This is a genomic window from Prosthecobacter sp. (genome assembly GCF_044226605.1).
GTDB lineage: Bacteria > Verrucomicrobiota > Verrucomicrobiia > Verrucomicrobiales > Verrucomicrobiaceae > Prosthecobacter.
Genome location: NZ_JBGAGS010000019.1, coordinates 1 through 17,537, shown reverse-complemented (window position 1 = coordinate 17,537; position 17,537 = coordinate 1). Strand labels below are relative to the sequence as shown.

Here is a 17,537-nt window from a genome sequence, read left to right as displayed (position 1 = left end):
TTCACGGCTCCGCCACCGGCTCCTTGCCCACAAAGATCCCCAGCACCGCGCCGCCGAGGACCCACGCGATCACATGATCCGCGATGTTCACCACGGCGTCACGTGCAGGGCATTCAAACCAGATCCACATCGGCAGATCCGACGTCAGCCCCGCAAACAATCCCGCCGCCGCCACAAAAGCGATGCGCGCCGGATAGTGGATCGCCGTCTGAGACAGCAGCGCCGCGATCAAAAACGCACAGATCAGGCTGCGCACAAAGCTCAGCGCCAGGTTCGTTCCCATGCTCAACTCTCCTTTGCCAGGCCGGATCACAGCATACACATACGGGCCATCCTTCAGGGCCTTCTCCTGCCTGGCTTCGAACTCCTTCTTCTCCTCGGCCGTCGCGATCTTCGGCGCCTCGCCCATCGCCGGCAGCAGGTAGATGCCATGCCCGGAGGTCACGTTCGCCTTGACCACTTCTGCCACCGCCGATTCATCACGAAACGACCGGAATCCGTTTTGATGCCAGCCAATGACCGTCCACGAAACCGCCTCCCAGGCGAAGACCACGACGGCGGTGAGAATTGCTCCAACAATAAGTTTGCCCATAAGATTCAATAGTAGCTCAGGCTGCAAGGGCAAGCAGGCAATCGGCCAAATCGATCAGGCAATCCTAGGAAGAAAGCCTCAGCACACGGGCGTCAGCAGCGCCGCACCACTGAAGTGCGCCGCCAGATTCTCCACCACCAGCCGCGCCATGGCAGCGCGCGTCTCGTGCGTGCCGCTGCCCAGATGCGGCAGCAGCACCGCGTTCTCGCACTGCATCAGGGCCTCAGGTACACGGGGCTCGTCCTCAAACACATCCAGCCCCGCGCCACGGATCGTGCCGTTTTGCAATGCCGCGATCAGCGCCGCCTCATCCACCACCGAGCCGCGCGCGATGTTGATCAGCGTGCCCTTCGTGCCCAGCGCCGTCAGCACCTCGGCATTGATCAGGTGCTTCGTCGCAGCTCCGCCAGGGCAGGCCACCACCAGGAAATCCACCGCCTTCGCCAGCGCGACCAGGGAATCAAAATACTTCCAGCTCACCGCCTGCTTCGTCCTTCCATGATACGCCACGCGCATGCCATGCGCCCCCAGCCGCAGCGCGATCGCCTTGCCGATGCGCCCCAGGCCCACGATGCCCGCCAGCTTTCCATGCAGCGCATGCGCCAGCGGAAAGGCCCCCTTCAGCCACGCGCCCTCATGCAGGAAACGGTTTGCCGCGATCAGCCTGCGGCTCGTCATCAGCACCAGTGCGCTCGCCGTGTCCGCCACATCCTCCGTCAGAACGTCCGGCGTGTTCGTCACGCGGATGTTGTGCGCCTTGCACCAGTCCACCGGCACACCGTCATACCCCACGCCAAACACGCTGATGATCTCCAGCTTCGGCAGCTGCTCCAGCAAGGCCACCGGCGACACACTCCCCCCCGCCATCACGATGCCGCGCACCTCCGCGCCCACCTTGGCCAGCAGCGCCGCCTTGTCCGCTGCATGAAAATAATCATGACACACATGCGCCGCCAGCAGCGGTTTCATGAGGAAGTCCGGCAGCGGGGCGAGAATGAGGACGGGAGTTTTTTCCATGGAGCCGCACCTTCCTGGCACGGCAGCGCCTGACAAGCAGCGATTTATCCCGGACGATTCCGCATCATGTCCGCCACCTGCGCAAAAAAGCTGTGGATGACCGGCCCATCCGCTTCCGGCATCTTCACCTCCTCCATCGCCTCCGTCATGAGCTTCATCCAGCGGTCCCGCTCCGCCTCGCCAATCGAAAACGGCATGTGCCGCCCCCGCAGCCGAGGATGTCCCCGCTCCTCGATGTAGGTCTGCGGCCCGCCAAAGCGATACACGATGAAATCCGCCAGCCGCTTTTCCGCATTTTCCCAGTCATCCGGCGGATACATCGTGCCGATCAGGTCATCCACCCGCACCCGACGGTAAAACGCCGTCACCATGTCGCGCAGTTTCGTTTCGCCCACCCGAGAGCAAAGAGTTGAGATTTCGTCCATGCAGCAAAATGAAGTTGGCCGCTAAGAAACGCAAAAAAGAACAAAAAGCCAAAGCCTCCAAATCCGTCTCCCTTTTTGCGCTCCGGGGCGTTTCCCGCCGCCCGTCATCGGCCGCAAAGACCATCGCAAAGACTCAGCCTTCAGCTCTGGCTCCCCTTTTTTGCGTCTCTTGGGGGCCATCAATTTCTGCTTTCCTGGAATTCCCCGGAAAGTTTCGTCTCTCACTCGACGGATGATTGACTCTCCGCCCCAACTCGTTCGTATCCATCCCATGAAAACCGCGCTCACCCTCCTCACCCTTTTCCTCATGGCCTCCCTAGCCCCGACCTCCTCTGCTGCAGACGCTCCTAAAACCGAAACCGCCGTCATCGGTGGCGGCTGCTTCTGGTGTGTGGAGGCCCAGTACCTCCTCGTCAAAGGCGTGAAAAGCGTGGTCAGCGGCTACGCCGGCGGCAAAACCATCAACCCCACCTATGAGCAGGTCTGCACTGGAGACACCGGCCACGCCGAAGTCATCAAGATCGAGTTCGACCCCACGGTGGTCACCTACAAGGAAATCATCGACCTTTTCTGGGACGCGCACGACCCCACCAGCGTGACCAAGGAAGACGGCATGCACCACGGCAAATTCCTGCCCAAAGGCACCGCCTACCAGGGCAACGACTACGGCACCCAGTACCGCTCCGCCATCTACTACACCAGCGAAGAGCAGCACAAGATCGCCGAAGCCTCCAAGGCCGAAGTGCAGAAAAAGTGGAAAGACCCCATAGCCACCGAAATCGCCCCGCTCAAGAAGTTCTACCCCGCCGAAGACTACCACCAGAACTTCAAGGCCCTCAATCCCGACCAGGGCTACGTCCGCGCCGTCGTCACTCCCAAGACCGAGAAGTTCAAGCACAAGCTCGAAGAGAAAGGCAAGATCAAGCCCGAGGCGAAGTAACCGCCCAGCGTGAAGTGGTTCGCACTCTCCGAGTGCGGATTCCGTCTCCCTCTCAGCCCAGACCGCAAGGTCTGGGCTTTTTCGTTCGCCCGGCCAAGACGATTTTTGAACGCCCATAGAGATAATCTTTCTCTGCCCTAGGTCCTGGATTTATCTGGCTACTTGCCAGCCATTCTGGCAGAACCGTCGGTTTACCTGTTTGCTCCTATGTCCTCCCACATCCTCCCTCGCATTCTTCTCACTCTCGCCTGCGCAGTCGGCGTCGCGATCGCCGCCATCGCCGTCCAGGCGCGCCATTTGGCCACAAAGCCCGGGGAGTTTCGCTCGCTCGCAAAGCTCGTCGCAGGCGGACAGCTGGTCTTCAGCGACAGTGTCTCCTGGCGTGAACAGCAGCAGGACTTTTACGGCACGATCATCGAAACCATTGAATCCGCCGAAATGAGCCGCCGCGCTCTGGAGCGCGTCAGGGCGCTGAATCCCGACATCAAGGACTCCGATGTGGCCATCCGTGTCGCTCAAACCAAGGGCAGCGCCATCTTCAACATCCTCGCGACTGGAGCCGAACCCAAATACACCCGTATCTTTTTGGATGCCCTGCTCGATGAATTCATCTCCTTCCGGCAAAGCATTCGTGAACAGGCGCAGGGCAAGGTGCTCCAGCAGTTCCTTCAGGAGGTGGTTTCAAAACAAAAGGCCATGGAAGACTCCATCGAGAAACTGGAGAAGGCACGTGCCAAAGGAGTGAACACCATCAGCGTCAAATCAGACATGGAGCGGCTCGTGGTACGCCTCAATGCCTCGCGCAATCAGCGCGACGACCTCCGCCTCAAGATCAAGACGATGAAGGACGACGATGCCGCCCGTGCGACCTCCCAGACTCAGGTCGACGCCTTGGAATCGGAAATCCGCGACATCGAAAAGGATCTGGACAGCAGGGAACCGGCGCTCGCCGAAGTGAAGACGCTTCAGGACAAACTCGAAAGCGACAAGCTGGCCTACGAGAAGCTTTTCGAGCAGGTCGAAAAGATACAATCCATATTCAATTCAGCATCTGACTACGTCGCCATCCAGGAGCGCGCCACTCCCGCCGCTGAAAACGTCGAAGACTGGGTGATGCCGGTCACCGTGGGTGCCGGTGGCGGCGCCCTGCTTGGCGGCCTCGTCGGCCTGGTGCTGAGCCTCATCCTCATCCGCAAGCCCCAGCCTCCCCAGCCCACGGCGGTGGGGTGATGAACGACCCTCCATAGTTCATTCAGAAAATACACTTTGAATTGTTTAGTGTCATTGCCTATATGATAATTTTTACCAAATGAGCCGTCCGCGTGTCTTTCGTGATCCTATTCACGGACTGATCAATATCCATCCGGGGGATGAGTTTCTGCTGGATTTGATTGATGCGCCAGAATTTCAAAGACTGAGAAGGGTGCGGCAGCTAGGAGTTAGTCATCTCACATACCCGGGTGCAGAACACACACGGTTTAATCACAGCTTGGGTGTCTTTCACTTAGCGCAACGGATGCTAGAGGGGCTGACACGGCTGTATGGACATGATTCGTCCATTGGGCGGCTGATAATCGAGCATAGTCGGCACGTGAAAGCGGCGGCACTGCTGCATGATACCGGACATGCGGCCTTCTCCCACCTGATGGAGCGGGCTTTTGAAGGGTCGGCGGATCATGAAGAGCGCTCACAGAGCCTGATCTCGGGATCGAACAGTTCGATCCCAGGGATTTTGAAGAAGCATGGATTGAATGCGATAACGGTGGCAGACATTGTTGGAAAGCGTTTTCCTCACCGCTTCCTACAAGACATTGTGAGCAGCTCACTGGATGCGGATCGGATGGACTATCTGCTGAGGGACGCGCACTTTACGGGGGTGCGCTACGGAGTGTATGATTTGGAGTGGCTTATCAACTCGCTCTGCCTGGGCACGCTGAAGCCGCAAAAGGATGAGGGAGAAGAACTATTAAGGCTTTGCTTGGACCACAAGCGCGGCCTGTACTCCGCAGAGCAATTGCTGATGGCACGCCAGCACATGAGCATGCAAGTCTATTTCCACAAAAGCACGAGGCGGTGGGAGGCTCATCTGCTGTGTCTTTTCCGTGAAGCGGCACGGTTGGAAAAGGAAGGGAAGCTGCCTGCGGGCACTTTGCCGATGGTGAAGGACTACTTTGCCAAAGAGGGAGGGGTGAAGGATGATGTCTTTCTATGTGTGGACGAGCCAGCGGTGATTGGTTGCTTGGGTCTGTGGGCGGTCAGTGACAAAAAGCACCATGAACTGCTAGCAAGACTGGCAACGACGTACCTAAACCGGCAAAAGATTTTCCACATGAAGGAACTGCACACAGGTGCGGCGGCGGCGGCGGAGTGGCGGAAAGAGCTTGAAGAACTCCCGGGGAAATGGCATAATTGTTGGGAATTGGATGCGATCTCCTTCATCGCTTACAAAATGCCCAAAGTTGGTGACAAGGAGCATGATCCAGAGGGCTATTTCCAAAAAATTGCTGCCAACGCGGTTTTGCTGAGCCGGGGAAGCGCGAGCGATGCTGCGGTCCCGGTTCAGGATGAGTCGCCGATTTTCCGTACGCTGGGTGCTGAGCAGCCCAAGTTTTTAAGGCTTTATTTTCTTCCGGAAATGGAGAAAACCATCGTAAAAATTGACAAGAAATTAAAACTCAATTAAAATGTTCGTATGAACAGTATCCTGATTATCGGACAACTTTTAGATGCTGTTGGAGCGGTGGAGGGACGCAAAAAGTTCCAGAAGCTGGTGCATATTCTCCAGTACCTAAAACTCATCCCTTCGCATTTTAAGTTTGGTTACTTGCACTATGGGCCCTACTCAGAGGGGCTGGATGTGGAACTGCGCACTTTTGGCGAGGAAGGGCTAATTCAGGAAGAGCAGATCGAGACAGGGCCTTACAAAGCGTACCGTTTTACCGCGAAGGAGAAACTCACGAACTTAGTGAAGAAGCTCGGCGATTCGAAGCCGCTATCACATGCAGAAGTGGTGAAGGAGCTAAATGGTAAGAGCTCTCTGGAACTGGAAGCGATAAGCACAATTCTCTACCTCCGAAGCAGCGGCAAGGATGGCAAGGCGCTGAAGGATACCTTTTGTGAGTTGAAGCCAAAGCTGGCCAAGGATTTTGAGCAAAGGCTGAAGGCGGCGCGTGAACTGGAGAAGCGCGTATTACCGAAAGCGGCGTAGTTTCGCCGAAAACATCCGCGCTATAAAGTGTGTCACCGCAGAGGCGCTCGTCTTCGAAGATCTAAACTTCGATTGCAAACCGTTTCGCGAGCCCCTCAAGGAACGGGTAAATTAAGCCGTGAAGTGGTCCGTCCGCCGACACCACATCGTCACTTGCATCCCGCAGCCGCGTGCTTCATTCGCGGCGCTTGAAATCCCTCCACCTCATCGATGCCATCGGCCCCTTCTTCCGCGGGCATGACGTGCGTACGATCAACTGGTCCAAGATCCCCTGGCACCATCTGCCGAAGACGCGTGATGAAGCTGCGGATGCCTGGTGGGCGCAGGTGCGTGCAGACCTCACCCGCTTCGCCGATCAAGCCTCCGCCTGGGGCTTCAACGCCGTCTCGCTCGATGACGTGACGCATCTGGCAGACCACCCCTGGCTTGAACCCGAACTGCGCGCGCGCATCGCCTACTACCGCGAAGAATTCGCCCGCTGCTTCGACATCTTCACCACCCGCGGCCTCCACGTCCATCTCACCATGGACGTCATGACCTACACGCCCGAGCTGCGGCGGCGCATGGCGGAAGCGAAGCGCGAAGTAAACGACTACCTCGCCGAATTGCTCGACGGCTTTTTTGCAAGCTTCCCGCAGGTGGCCGGCATCATCATCCGCATCGGCGAATCCGATGGCAAAGGCGTGCACGATGAGTTCCGCAGCGAACTCGTCATCCAAAAACCCGCCCAAGCCCGCCAGCTCCTCCTCGATCTCCTCCCCGTCTGCGAAAAGCACGCACGCCGCCTCATCTTCCGCACCTGGACCGTCGGCGCTTATCGCATCGGCGATCTCATGTGGCACCGCCGCACCTTCACCAGCGTTTTCGAAGGACTCACCAGCCCCGCGCTCGTCATCTCCATGAAATATGGCGAGTCCGATTTCTTCCGCTATCTCCCGCTCAACTCCAACTTCTTCCGCACCGACGTCGCCAAGATCGTCGAGCTGCAAACCCGCCGCGAGTACGAAGGCTGCGGCGAATACCCCAGCTTCACGGGCTGGGAATACGAACGATACGCGCAGGAGCTGAAGCACGCGAAGAACGTCATCGGCTGCATGGTTTGGTGCCAGACCGGCGGCTGGGTCCCCTTCCGCCGCATTGCCTTCATCGATCCCGAAGCCATCTGGACCGACCTCAACACCTTCGTCACCCTCCGAGTTATCAAGGACGCCATGCCCGTGGAAGACGCCATTCGCGCCTTTGCCAAAGAACGCGCGCTAGGCGATCCCGAAGCCCTCATCGAACTCCTCCGCTACTCCGACGAAGTCATCCGCGAGCTCCTCTACGTCGAAGAATTCGCGCAGCAAAAACTCTTCTTCCGCCGCGTCCGCATCCCTCCGCTTCTCCAAGTCTATTGGGGAAACATCTTCATCAATCACAGCATCAAAAAGCTGCTCCTCTACTTCGTGCGCGAGCCCGGCGCCGCTCTCCTCAGCGCCGCCCGCTGCATGGACCGCCTCGATCAAATGATCGCCCTCGCCCCCCGCGCCGGCGTCCCCGTCGCCGACCTCGAATACATGCGCGACACCTTCCGCCTGCTCGCCCTCGCACGTGAGTACTACTTCACCGAGTTTACGCCTGAGATGGAGACCCGCCTGCGCGAAGCCAAGCGCGCTTACAAGGCCAAATACCCCAAGCGCGGCCTGCGCGCCCGCTACCGCATCAAGACCGACTTCAAGCCCTTCTGGCTGCACCGCCGCTACCTCGGCTGGGCCATCGAACTTCTCATGCGCCGCCGCCGCGGCTACCGCCTCATCGACCGCCTCCTCATCCTCCACGTCCTCTCCCTGATCTACCGCTTCATCGCCGTGCGAAAGCCCCACTGGATCCCCGGCTTTGCCAAAGAAAGCGCCATGGGCGTGGACGTGGTGTTCCGGTAAAGTACGATGGGCACTCCTGCCCGTCGGCCAGCGCTCCCATCAACACCCACAATTCCCAAACGAACCTACGACGCCGTCACAGCAACGGCATGGAAGAACGACAAAGCTCGCATGCGCGCCTGGACCCTACTGTCTGGTTGTTCGGAAACGCCGGAGCAGTCGAAAACGCTGATCGACGGGCAGGAACCAGAGCGCAGCGGAGGTAGCCAGCCGCAGGCTGCCCAAAGGGCGAACGAAGTGAGGCAATGCCCAACGTACTTCGAACAATCTCCCAGCGCTGCTCATAGCTGAAATCCGTCGCAGGTAGCCCGGCCTTCTCCGGGTTCATCTGGATGTAGCGCTGAAACTTCTTCAACTGTTCCAGACTGCGAACGATGTGACTGAACGACTCCTGCATCCACATCGCACCTGATCGTTCTAACATGCGGTTGATGTTCCGGGCACTGACGCCCTTGATTGGCCTCATGATTTCTTCCAGAGAAACATTCCCCAGCGGCTGCAGCAGCACATGGACATGGTTGGGCATCACCACCCAGTCTCCGAGATCGTAGTCCTGGCCGTGCCTGAAAAGAAGACGCTCCGCCACCTCCTTCTGGCAGCGTTCATCGCGCAGCACACACTCGCCGTATCCAGCATCCAGCCAGCGTTCCATGCGTGCGGTAAAAAGACTCTGATGCTCCTTCCGCGTGATCTCATCCCATGGCTCGGGATGTTCTGCCAGCCACGCCTGCCGATTGTATAACCAGCGTTTCAGCAGCTTCTGCGGCAATGAATCCTCCAGCCGGAAGGTGACAAAATAAATGGCACCTGTCAGAGATAGCTGGGGCAGATGTCTGTGCCGGCCGCCCTCCACCGCATCCCAGTCAAAGGGTATGAAATCTCCTCTGCCAATGGCACGCATAAGATAAGTACGATGGGCACTCCTGCCCGTCGATCAGCGCTCCCGCAAACCGCTTCGTCATCGAATGAGCAGAAACTTCCGCCATCGGATTTCCGAAACGTCGAGGTCAAAGACAGCAGTAGATGCGTGCACGAGACATCCCACCCATGCCGGTGATGTGGCGTCGTTGTGTGTCTGTTTGGAAATTGTGCAGTTCTGGCGTAAGCGCTGGGACCGACGGGCAGGAGTGCCCATCGTACCCTCAAATCTTCGGCTCCCACCCCTTCCGGTATCCACCATCGCGTCCCCAGAACTTCATCGCCTCCGCATTATCCAGCACTTTCCCCGTCTTCGGATCACACTGGACCACCGTGTTCGTGCGATACGCCATGTTCCCAAGATGACACATCATCGTGCTCTTCTGCCCTTCCTCGATCGGGCTGTTCAGCTTCGCCTCGCCACGGATCGCGGCAATGAAATTGCCCATGTGCGCCACATCGCCGCCACCGGCTCCCTTGCCCTTGCTCATCTCCACGCCCTTCAGGTCGTAGTTGATCCACGAATCACGCGCGATGGCCATCGTGCCGTTGTCCCCGTAGAACATCACCTCCGCCAGCGGTTTCTCCGCCGCGCGTGCGTGGCTGCTGCTCTGCACCCACTCGCAGCCGGCGTGGCCGAAATCATACACCGCCGTGCCGGTGTCCGGCGTCTCCTGCGCATCCTGATAAAAATAGCGGCCACCATTGTACGTCGTGCGCAGCGGGTAGCCGCCCTTGATGCCCCAGCGCAAAATGTCCAGCGTGTGGATGCCGTTGTTGCCCAGCTCGCCATTGCCCCAGTGCCAGAACCAGTGCCAGTCGTAGTGCGCCAGCTTCTTGAAATCGTGCTTCACATCATCCGGCACCGGCCCCTGCCACAGATTGTAGTCGATGTCCGGCGCCGCAGGCTTCTCATTCGTCGCCACCGACTTGCGCGTGTTATAGTAAAACCCACGGCCAAAGCGCACGGTGCCGATCGCGCCTCCGTGCAGCGCTTCAATCGCCTCTTTCATCCACGTGCGGCGCTGGTTGCCCATCTGCACCAGGCGGTCGTATTTCTTCGAGGCCGCCACGATCATCTGCGCCTCTTCCGCATTCTGGCTGCCCGGCTTCTCCACATACACATGCTTCCCCGCCTGCATGCACAGCAGCGCCGCCGGCGTGTGCCAGAAATTCGGCGTGGCGATGAACACGGCATCCAGCGTCTTGTCGTCCAAAATGGTGCGGAAGTCCTTCACCCCCACGCAGGACACCTTCTGCGTGTCATTCACCACCTTCAGCCCCGCCTCCAGCCTCTTCGGGTCCACCTCGGCCAGATAGGCGATCTCCACGCCCGGAATTTTGAGCAGCGCCTGCACATGCGCCATGCCACGCCCCAGCGCCACCACCGCCACCTTGATCTTCTTCCCCGCCGCATCCGCAGCGTAGATTTTTGGAAGAGCGGACACCGCGGCCAGCGCGGACGTTTGGTGGAAGAAAGTGCGGCGGTTCATGATGGTGCAAAGAATCGCCTCTCACGGGGTCTGTCTTGCGGCCAATCCCATCTTACTCTTCCTCATACTCCTCCTCTTCCTCCCTTTTCGGGCGGCCCATCACCCCCCTTCTCCATCACTCCATCCGGTCCCCCCGCCCACCCAAACGCCCACCATTGCCAAAACGCCCTTTTTGCGCCAAGAATCCCCTGCTCATGACTTTCGCCGAACTCCACCGCATCTATCACCAGCCCTTTTTCGACCTCCTCAAGCAGGCCCGCGCCGTGCATGACGAGCACTGGACCGGCAATGAAGTGCAGCTCTGCACCCTCCTCAGCATCAAGACCGGCGGCTGCAGCGAGGACTGCGGTTACTGCGCCCAGAGCGCCCGCTACACCACCGGCGTGCAGGCGGAGAAGCTGATGCCCAAGGAGCAGATCATGGAGCGCGCCCTGGCCGCCCGCGCCAGCGGTTCCACCCGCTTCTGCATGGGCGCCGCCTGGAAAGGCGTGCGCAAAGGCACCCAAAAATTCGACCAGGTGCTCGACATCGTGCGCGACGTTTCCAAGCTCGGCATGGAAGTCTGCGTCACCCTAGGTGAACTCGGCGCGGACGAAGCCTCCGATCTGAAGGAAGCCGGTGTCACCGCCTACAATCACAACGTGGACACCTCCCCGGAGCACTACCCCAACATCGTCAGCACCCACACGTATGAGGACCGCCTGCGCACCATCCGCCATGCGCAGGATGCAGGCATGTCCGTTTGCTGCGGCGGCATCCTCGGCCTCGGCGAGACCATCGAAGACCGCCTGAAAATGCTGGAGGTCATCTCCAACTTCAATCCCCAGCCCGAGAGCATCCCGATCAATGCCCTCATGCCCATCAAAGGCACGCCGATGGGCGACAACGAGGTCGTCGATTCCTTCGCCTTCATCCGCATGATCGCCGTGACCCGCATCGCCGTGCCGAAGGCCAAGGTGCGCCTCAGCGCCGGCCGCACGAACCTGAGCCGCGAAGCCCAGGCCCTCGCCTACTTCGCCGGAGCCAACTCGATCTTCTACGGAGACAAGCTCCTCACCGCCGCCAACCCGCGCGCCAACGAGGACATGAAACTCCTCCGCGACCTCGGCCTTGCCCCCCAGGCCCCGAACCCAGAAATGGAAGCGCCCGAAGCCCACGAAGGCCGCCCCCTCATGCCCTGCTGCACCGAGGAGCACGCTTGCGAGATGGAGAAGGCGAACGGGTGCTGCTAGCCCAAAGTTCCACGCCGCATGCCCCAACTCCCATCAGGCCGGCATTTCGCCCTGGATGTAGAGCATCTTTACAAGCTCATTGAAGATGCTTTCAAGGCCCAGTGGGTGCACAAGCTGATGGCCATTGAAAAGGTGGAGGATCTGCATCCTTACATCGGCATCGTGCTTTTGCGACCGGCGGAACAGGACATGGTCAGCCAGGTTTTGGCCAAAGGTTCTCTGCCTGTTTCTGAGACTTTGGAACCCCTTCCTTCAGGTTACAATCTTGCAAACGTCCATGAACTGACCTCCACATGGTCTGAGGAAGATCAGACTGCATTCCAAGCGTTCCTCAAAGAGGCGCGGCTTCAGACCCATCTTCAGAACCAGTTGCAGGCGGTTGAAGAAGCCAAAGAGAAGCTCTTGGGCCAGCCGGACACCACGGCCGGATTGCTGGCGACATATTGGAAAATGGGATGCCATCCTCTGCAGGAGCAAGAGGATGAACTTTGATTGAATGACGAGGGTAGGTGAGCCCTTCACACCGCCGCCTTCAGCAGCCTCGCCAGATAACTCCCCGCCGTCTTCCCCACCTCCACCACTTCGGCGTGATGCAGCGTCTGCGGGCGCAGACCGGCGGCCCAGTTGGTAAGCATCGAAACACCCGCCACCTCCATGCCCAGCGCCCGCGCCTGGATCGCCTCGGGCACGGTGGACATGCCCACCGCATCCGCGCCCAGCGTGCGCAGCATGCGGATCTCCGCCGGCGTCTCATACTGCGGCCCAAGAACGGCGGCATACACACCGGCGTGCAGCTTCACGCCGATCTCCACACTCGCCGCATGAAACCTCTCGCACCACGCGCGTGAGTACACCTCGCTCATGTCATGAAAATGCGGGCCGCCCAGCAGCGGCGTGGTTGCCTGAAGATTGATATGATCCGTGATCAGCATCAGCCCGCCCACATGAAAATCCTCGCTGATCGCCCCCGCCGCGTTCGTGAGCACCACCCGCTTCACCCCGATCTCATGCATGAAGCGGATGCCCGCCGTCACCTCCTGAGCCGTCAGCCCCTCATACAGATGCCGCCGCCCCTGCGCCAAAAGAATGGGCCTCCCATGATGCTCCGCCAAAACAAACCGCCCCGCATGTCCCGGCACCGTGGAAGCACTCAGCCCCGGAACATCCGCGTAAGCAACTTCGCTCTTAATCCCAAACGCCTCCGCCACACCTCCCAATCCAGAACCCAGCACAATCGCAGTTTCAGGACGGGCATTTTGTAAAGCAGTGAGCGACATAGGCGTGAGCAAAGGGGTCCGCACAGTCCTCTGTGCGGTCAGGCGAACGTCTCCTGACACTCAAACCCGCACACAAAACAGCGCGTCCCACTATCTCCCCGCAATCCCCTCCTTCAACTCCTCATACAGCCTCTCCACCTCCGGCATCTCAATCCCCGCCGCCTTCGCCCTCCGCACCGGCTCACCCCAGATCGCCTCCAGCTCCACCTCGCTCCCTGCGAGAAAGTCGATGAGACTGCTCGGCTTGTACGCGGACATCGTGCGCGTGCGGTCGATCATGTCGTCAATCAAACCCAGCGGAATCTCATGCCCCAGCCGGCCCGCGGTCTCGATGATCTCGCGCATCAGCCTGCGCACCCGCCGCTCCAGCGCCGCGTCCGCCAAAATCGCCGCCGTGTCCTTTCCGCCCGCGGCAATCGAAAGCCCGTTGAACGGCACATTCCACACCAGCTTCTTCCACCGCGCAGCGATCAGGCTCGGCTCCACCTTGCACTCAATCCCGCAGCGCCGGAACTCCACCGCCAGCGCCTCCGTCCGCACCTGCGCTCCGCCGCTGTGTTCTCCCAGTGAGATCTGCCCTTGTGCGATGTGATGAATCACCCCCGGCGCGATCCGGTTGATGCACACAAAGCACAACCCGCCCAGCACATGCGCGGAGCCAAAGTGCCTCGCCAGAAAGTCATCGCTGCCCAGCCCGTTCTGCAGCGTCAGGATCATCGTCTTCTCTTTCAGCAGCGGCGGCAGCAGCTCCAGCAGCACCGCATTCGCCGTTGCCTTCATGGCGATGATCACCAGATCACACGCTCCGATCTCCGCCGTGCTGCGATGGCAGTGCACCTGCGGCAGCTCAAAGTTTCCATCGTGGCTGGTGATCTTGAGCCCATCCCGCTTCACCACCTCATAGTCCGAGCGCATGAGAAAATGCACCTCATGCCCATGCTGCGCCAGCCGCCCGCCATAGTAACAACCGACAGCGCCAGAGCCGACGATGGCGATGCGTGGATGATCCAGATTCATGTTAGCAGTGTGCGGTGCACCGGTGATTCTTCAAATCCTCATACACAGTCAGTTTGGTGACGTTCGTGCGCTGCACTGTTTGCGCGAACGCTTGTCGTCCAAAACATTCTCGCGTCTGGCGGTGCCTCCGCCCAGCCCTCTCACTTCACCATCAAATAATGTCGCGTCTTCCCATGCCGCTGCTTGTTCGTCAGCGGCGGCAGGTCCAGGTGGAAAAAATGCCGCAATGTCTTGGTGTGGTGCTTCAGCGTCTGCTTCGCCGCCTCCTTCAGCTCCTTCCATCTCCGCCACGGATGCTCCGGCGCATGCGTGATATGCCGCAGCAGGCTCAGCCACTCCACATACGCGCGCGAGATGTCCCCTTCTGCAATCCCTGCCTTCAAATCCTGCGCGCCTGGCTGGTCCGGGTGCAGCAGCGCATCCAGCAGCTCCGCCGCACCTTCACCATAATCATCCGGCAGGCCGTTCTCCAGATAGCCATGGTGGTTCACAAACCCATACGTGCCACGGCACACGGCCGCGAGCCGCTCCGAGGCACAGTCCAGCGCCAGATCAAACTTCGAACCGCTGCGCAGGTTTGCCATGTGGTGCACCAGATCATCCGCCGGGTAGCTCTCGTCCTCCAGCGCCGCCACGATGGCCAGGCCCTCGCCATGCTGGAAGAAGCTGAAGATTTCCCCGCGCCGCGTCGGCACGCCTTCCGCATCGATCAGCCCCAGCGTCCGCCACGCATGGATGGGCGAGCCACCGCGCGGTTCACGCCCCGTCGTTGCGGCTTCATCCGTATGCACGCCCGTTTCATTACGCACCACGATGCTGCGCTCCTGCGGCATGAAAAGCAGCCTGCCATGCCCGTCCTCGTAGGCCATCACCTCCACCGGCGCGAGATCAAAACACGCAAACACCAGGTTCTCCTTCACCACCGTGCCGATGAATTCCGGAGCCACATCCTTGATGACGTCCTCCGCATTGGCCAGGATCACATGCGCGAGTTCACCCGCATGCAGCACAGTGATCTCCTCCAGCGGCACCGTTTCCAAAGTGCGTGAGATCCTCAGCAGACGACGGATCGACTTCGTCGGCTTCACCTGATCTCCCGTCGGCGTTCCCAGGCTGACCTCCACTCCGTAGGTCACTTCTTTGTCCCGCCGGATTTTTCCCACGCGGCCGATGCCATGCGCAAATTTTGCCGCAAAAGCCGGTACCGTCAGCGCAGCATGCACCCGGCTCAGGGGCACACGCTGGAGTGCGTGGCGGTGCTTGCGCTCCCATTCGCCGCAGGAGTTCAGCACCTGCTTCTCCGTGGCTTCGAGTCCGAAGAGCGCTTTGGCATTCTCAGGCTGCGGCGGCGTCACGTCTGGCTCCAGCTCCTCCAGTCCCAGCAGCGGCGGCACTTTGGCAAACAAGCGTCCCGCAAAGCGCGTCGCAGCATCAAAGGGATTCTCCTGCTGCAGCGCGGCATGCTTCATCACCCGCAAAAAGATCGGCCATGCGAGCAGCGAACTGCGGTGCAGCCGTGCGGGCCGCGCATCAAAGATGGATGGGCTGTCACGGCTCGTCACCACATGGCCCTTGTCATCCAGCCCGCGTCTTCCCGCGCGGCCGTACATCTGCAGCAGTTCATCCGGTGCCAGCTTATGCTCGCTCCTACCATCGTGAAAAGTCGTGCCCGCCACGTGCACGCTGCGCACGGAGAAATTGATGCCCGCCGCCAGTCCCATCGTCGCCGCGATCACGCGCAGCTGCCCCGCCTTCGCCAGCGGTTCAATCACCCCTGCCCTCGCGCCATAAGAAAGCCCGCTGTGGTGAAACGCCACACGCTTCTCCAGAAGCGTTGCCAGATCCTTGCCGCACACTGCACGCTGTTCCGTGGTCAGTTCCAGCGGATCACCCATCGGCAGATCCGCAGCGAGCCTGCGCGCAATCGACTCCGCCTCCTTGCGCCGTGGTGCAAAAATCAGCAGTGGCGCAAGATCCGCCATCATCACCGCCGCGGCAAAACGAGGCCAGTAGTTTTGAAACTGCTTCTGCCGCTGCGGCAGCGTCTCCATCGGCACTTCCTCCAGCGGCACCGGCCGCTCACGTGTCATCACCACCTCGGCCTTGCGGCCCAGGCTCACCAGCCACGCCGCCACATCCTCCGGATTCGCCACAGAGCCACTCAACAACAGCAGCCGCGTTTCCTGCGGCGCCAGCGCTATCGCCGCTTCATAGTTCGCCCCTCGCGAATGATCCGAGATCATTTGGTATTCATCGATCACCAGCAGCGCCGGCCCCTCGCCGCGCACCAGCCGTTCCAGCTGCGTCTCCAGCGTGGCCACCACCACCGGTGCGTCCACATGTTCGGCGATGTCCCCCGTGGCAATGCCCACATGCCACTTCGCCTCCTTCCACTCCGCATATTTGTCATTCGCCAGCGCCCTCGTCGGCACCGTGTAGATCGCCTGCCCCTGCAAATGCCGCCCCTGGTGCAGCAGCTCAAAAATGTACGTCTTCCCCGCCCCCGTCGGCGCACTCACCACCACATCGCTCCCGGTGCGCAGCAGATTCACCGCCTGGTGCTGCCACGGGTCGGGAAGTTTGAGCTGGTTGAGGGATGGAAGCATGGTTTGAGACTAGACGTGGCGATGTCTGCCCCTAGAATCAATGGATGATCTGCAAAGGCTTCAGAAAGTTTCTTCCCCTCGCCCTCTCACAGCCAAAAACGACCCGTCATGGATTACGTGCGTGCTTCATGGCCGGACTCCTTTTCGGACTTCTGGGTTGCAACTACGGCACCATGACTGTCGGCAGCTATGACGGCACCACCGGAAAGACCAGCACCAAGGTGTACTCAAAGTACTACGACAACGGCACCTGGCTCATCAAGGACAAGCTTGGCGTTGTGGTCCTCGTGGATCATGAAAAGAAGAATATTCCCGTTGCCCACGGAGTCGCGCAATCGCTCGGAGCGCTTGGCCCTGGCGATTCCGTTGCCTCAGGCAAAGTGACCGTCGATCTTTGGAACTTCGACTCCGTGTCCCATCCCGTAAAGTTCAAGCGCCTGCTCGCCAGCGGCGGCGAACTGGATTTTCAAAACCAGCTGGTCACCGCCGACCCGCACGCCTACACGGAAACCCCGGTCGGCGTCATCCCCATCTCCAATTACGGCACATCAGTTCATGTGGTGCTCGAAGTGGAAGTCGCAGGCAAGCCACGTCGTATCGAGCTTGACCTGCCACGCCGTACCCAGCAGCAGCTGGACCAGTACTTTTCCAAAGGCGCCGCACGCCCGTATCCCTGGGGTGCGCGCACCGTCTCGCAGTAAGCTACCAGGCGCTCGAAGGAGACCTGCGTTGACCATTCGCATGCCCAGCGCGAGGTAGGGCGGGCTGTCCAGGCTGTGTGAAAACTATTTCACCGGTTTGACCGGGGGCGTTCATGCGCAACAAGATGGGCATGAGCCACCTTCGAGGAACTGATCGCAGCGAACTGCAGATGCTGCCGCCATGCCTGGATG

At 60.0% G+C, this 17,537-nt stretch carries 16 protein-coding genes; 8 read left to right on the top strand and 8 right to left on the bottom strand.

Annotation, left to right across the window (positions count from 1 at the left end):
• Position 1: 1 nt before the first annotated feature.
• The 3 genes from ACILSO_RS23725 to ACILSO_RS23715 form a co-directional block, all read right to left on the bottom strand.
• Complete coding sequence (locus ACILSO_RS23725; protein ID WP_395739956.1) at positions 2 to 592, bottom strand: hypothetical protein; 591 nt, start codon at positions 590 to 592, stop codon at positions 2 to 4.
• Between the two features lie 78 nt (positions 593 to 670).
• Positions 671 to 1,609 carry a 2-hydroxyacid dehydrogenase gene (locus tag ACILSO_RS23720; RefSeq protein WP_395739955.1) on the bottom strand — a complete coding sequence of 313 codons (939 nt, stop codon included), beginning with the start codon at positions 1,607 to 1,609 and terminating at the stop codon, positions 671 to 673.
• A 44-nt stretch (positions 1,610 to 1,653) separates the two neighbouring features.
• Positions 1,654 to 2,034 carry a globin gene (locus tag ACILSO_RS23715; RefSeq protein WP_395739954.1) on the bottom strand — a complete coding sequence of 127 codons (381 nt, stop codon included), beginning with the start codon at positions 2,032 to 2,034 and terminating at the stop codon, positions 1,654 to 1,656.
• A gap of 271 nt (positions 2,035 to 2,305) precedes the next feature.
• On the opposite strand from ACILSO_RS23715, the gene msrA reads away from it, so the two are divergent.
• The 5 genes from msrA to ACILSO_RS23690 all read left to right on the top strand — a co-directional run bounded on the left by msrA (position 2,306) and on the right by ACILSO_RS23690 (position 8,101).
• The gene (gene msrA / locus ACILSO_RS23710) at positions 2,306 to 2,974 is read left to right on the top strand and encodes a peptide-methionine (S)-S-oxide reductase MsrA (RefSeq protein ID WP_395739953.1); all 669 of its coding nucleotides are present in this window, start codon (positions 2,306 to 2,308) and stop codon (positions 2,972 to 2,974) included.
• Positions 2,975 to 3,181: 207 nt separating this feature from the next.
• Entirely contained in the window at positions 3,182 to 4,204 is a 1,023-nt protein-coding gene (locus tag ACILSO_RS23705) for a hypothetical protein (RefSeq protein ID WP_395739952.1), read from the top strand.
• Positions 4,205 to 4,283: 79 nt separating this feature from the next.
• The gene (locus tag ACILSO_RS23700) at positions 4,284 to 5,657 is read left to right on the top strand and encodes an HD domain-containing protein (protein WP_395739951.1); all 1,374 of its coding nucleotides are present in this window, start codon (positions 4,284 to 4,286) and stop codon (positions 5,655 to 5,657) included.
• Positions 5,658 to 5,666: 9 nt separating this feature from the next.
• Positions 5,667 to 6,182 (top strand): hypothetical protein, encoded by a 516-nt coding sequence (locus tag ACILSO_RS23695; RefSeq protein ID WP_395739950.1) that lies wholly within the window; start codon positions 5,667 to 5,669, stop codon positions 6,180 to 6,182.
• Between the two features lie 188 nt (positions 6,183 to 6,370).
• Complete coding sequence (locus ACILSO_RS23690; RefSeq protein ID WP_395739949.1) at positions 6,371 to 8,101, top strand: hypothetical protein; 1,731 nt, start codon at positions 6,371 to 6,373, stop codon at positions 8,099 to 8,101.
• 76 nt (positions 8,102 to 8,177) lie between these two features.
• On the opposite strand, the gene ACILSO_RS23685 is transcribed toward ACILSO_RS23690, so the two are convergent.
• Both ACILSO_RS23685 and ACILSO_RS23680 read right to left on the bottom strand, forming a co-directional pair.
• Positions 8,178 to 8,753: a transposase gene (locus ACILSO_RS23685; RefSeq protein ID WP_395739948.1), complete on the bottom strand. Its 576-nt coding sequence runs from the start codon at positions 8,751 to 8,753 to the stop codon at positions 8,178 to 8,180.
• Positions 8,754 to 9,243: 490 nt separating this feature from the next.
• Entirely contained in the window at positions 9,244 to 10,512 is a 1,269-nt protein-coding gene (locus ACILSO_RS23680; RefSeq protein WP_395739947.1) for a Gfo/Idh/MocA family protein, read from the bottom strand.
• Positions 10,513 to 10,706: 194 nt separating this feature from the next.
• On the opposite strand from ACILSO_RS23680, the gene bioB reads away from it, so the two are divergent.
• Both bioB and ACILSO_RS23670 read left to right on the top strand, forming a co-directional pair.
• The gene (bioB, locus tag ACILSO_RS23675; RefSeq protein ID WP_395739946.1) at positions 10,707 to 11,744 is read left to right on the top strand and encodes a biotin synthase BioB; all 1,038 of its coding nucleotides are present in this window, start codon (positions 10,707 to 10,709) and stop codon (positions 11,742 to 11,744) included.
• Positions 11,745 to 11,762: 18 nt separating this feature from the next.
• On the top strand, positions 11,763 to 12,236 hold the full coding sequence (locus ACILSO_RS23670) for a hypothetical protein (protein WP_395739945.1): 474 nt from the start codon (positions 11,763 to 11,765) through the stop codon (positions 12,234 to 12,236).
• A 26-nt stretch (positions 12,237 to 12,262) separates the two neighbouring features.
• On the opposite strand, the gene ACILSO_RS23665 is transcribed toward ACILSO_RS23670, so the two are convergent.
• The 3 genes from ACILSO_RS23665 to ACILSO_RS23655 form a co-directional block, all read right to left on the bottom strand.
• Positions 12,263 to 13,021, bottom strand: coding sequence for a purine-nucleoside phosphorylase (locus ACILSO_RS23665; RefSeq protein ID WP_395739944.1), 759 nt, complete (start codon positions 13,019 to 13,021; stop codon positions 12,263 to 12,265).
• 90 nt (positions 13,022 to 13,111) lie between these two features.
• Complete coding sequence (locus tag ACILSO_RS23660; protein WP_395739943.1) at positions 13,112 to 14,038, bottom strand: 2-dehydropantoate 2-reductase; 927 nt, start codon at positions 14,036 to 14,038, stop codon at positions 13,112 to 13,114.
• 140 nt (positions 14,039 to 14,178) lie between these two features.
• Positions 14,179 to 16,644 (bottom strand): DEAD/DEAH box helicase, encoded by a 2,466-nt coding sequence (locus ACILSO_RS23655; protein WP_395739942.1) that lies wholly within the window; start codon positions 16,642 to 16,644, stop codon positions 14,179 to 14,181.
• A gap of 128 nt (positions 16,645 to 16,772) precedes the next feature.
• Between ACILSO_RS23655 and ACILSO_RS23650 the strand changes: the two genes are divergently transcribed.
• Positions 16,773 to 17,345: a hypothetical protein gene (locus ACILSO_RS23650; protein WP_395739941.1), complete on the top strand. Its 573-nt coding sequence runs from the start codon at positions 16,773 to 16,775 to the stop codon at positions 17,343 to 17,345.
• Positions 17,346 to 17,537: the final 192 nt, after the last annotated feature.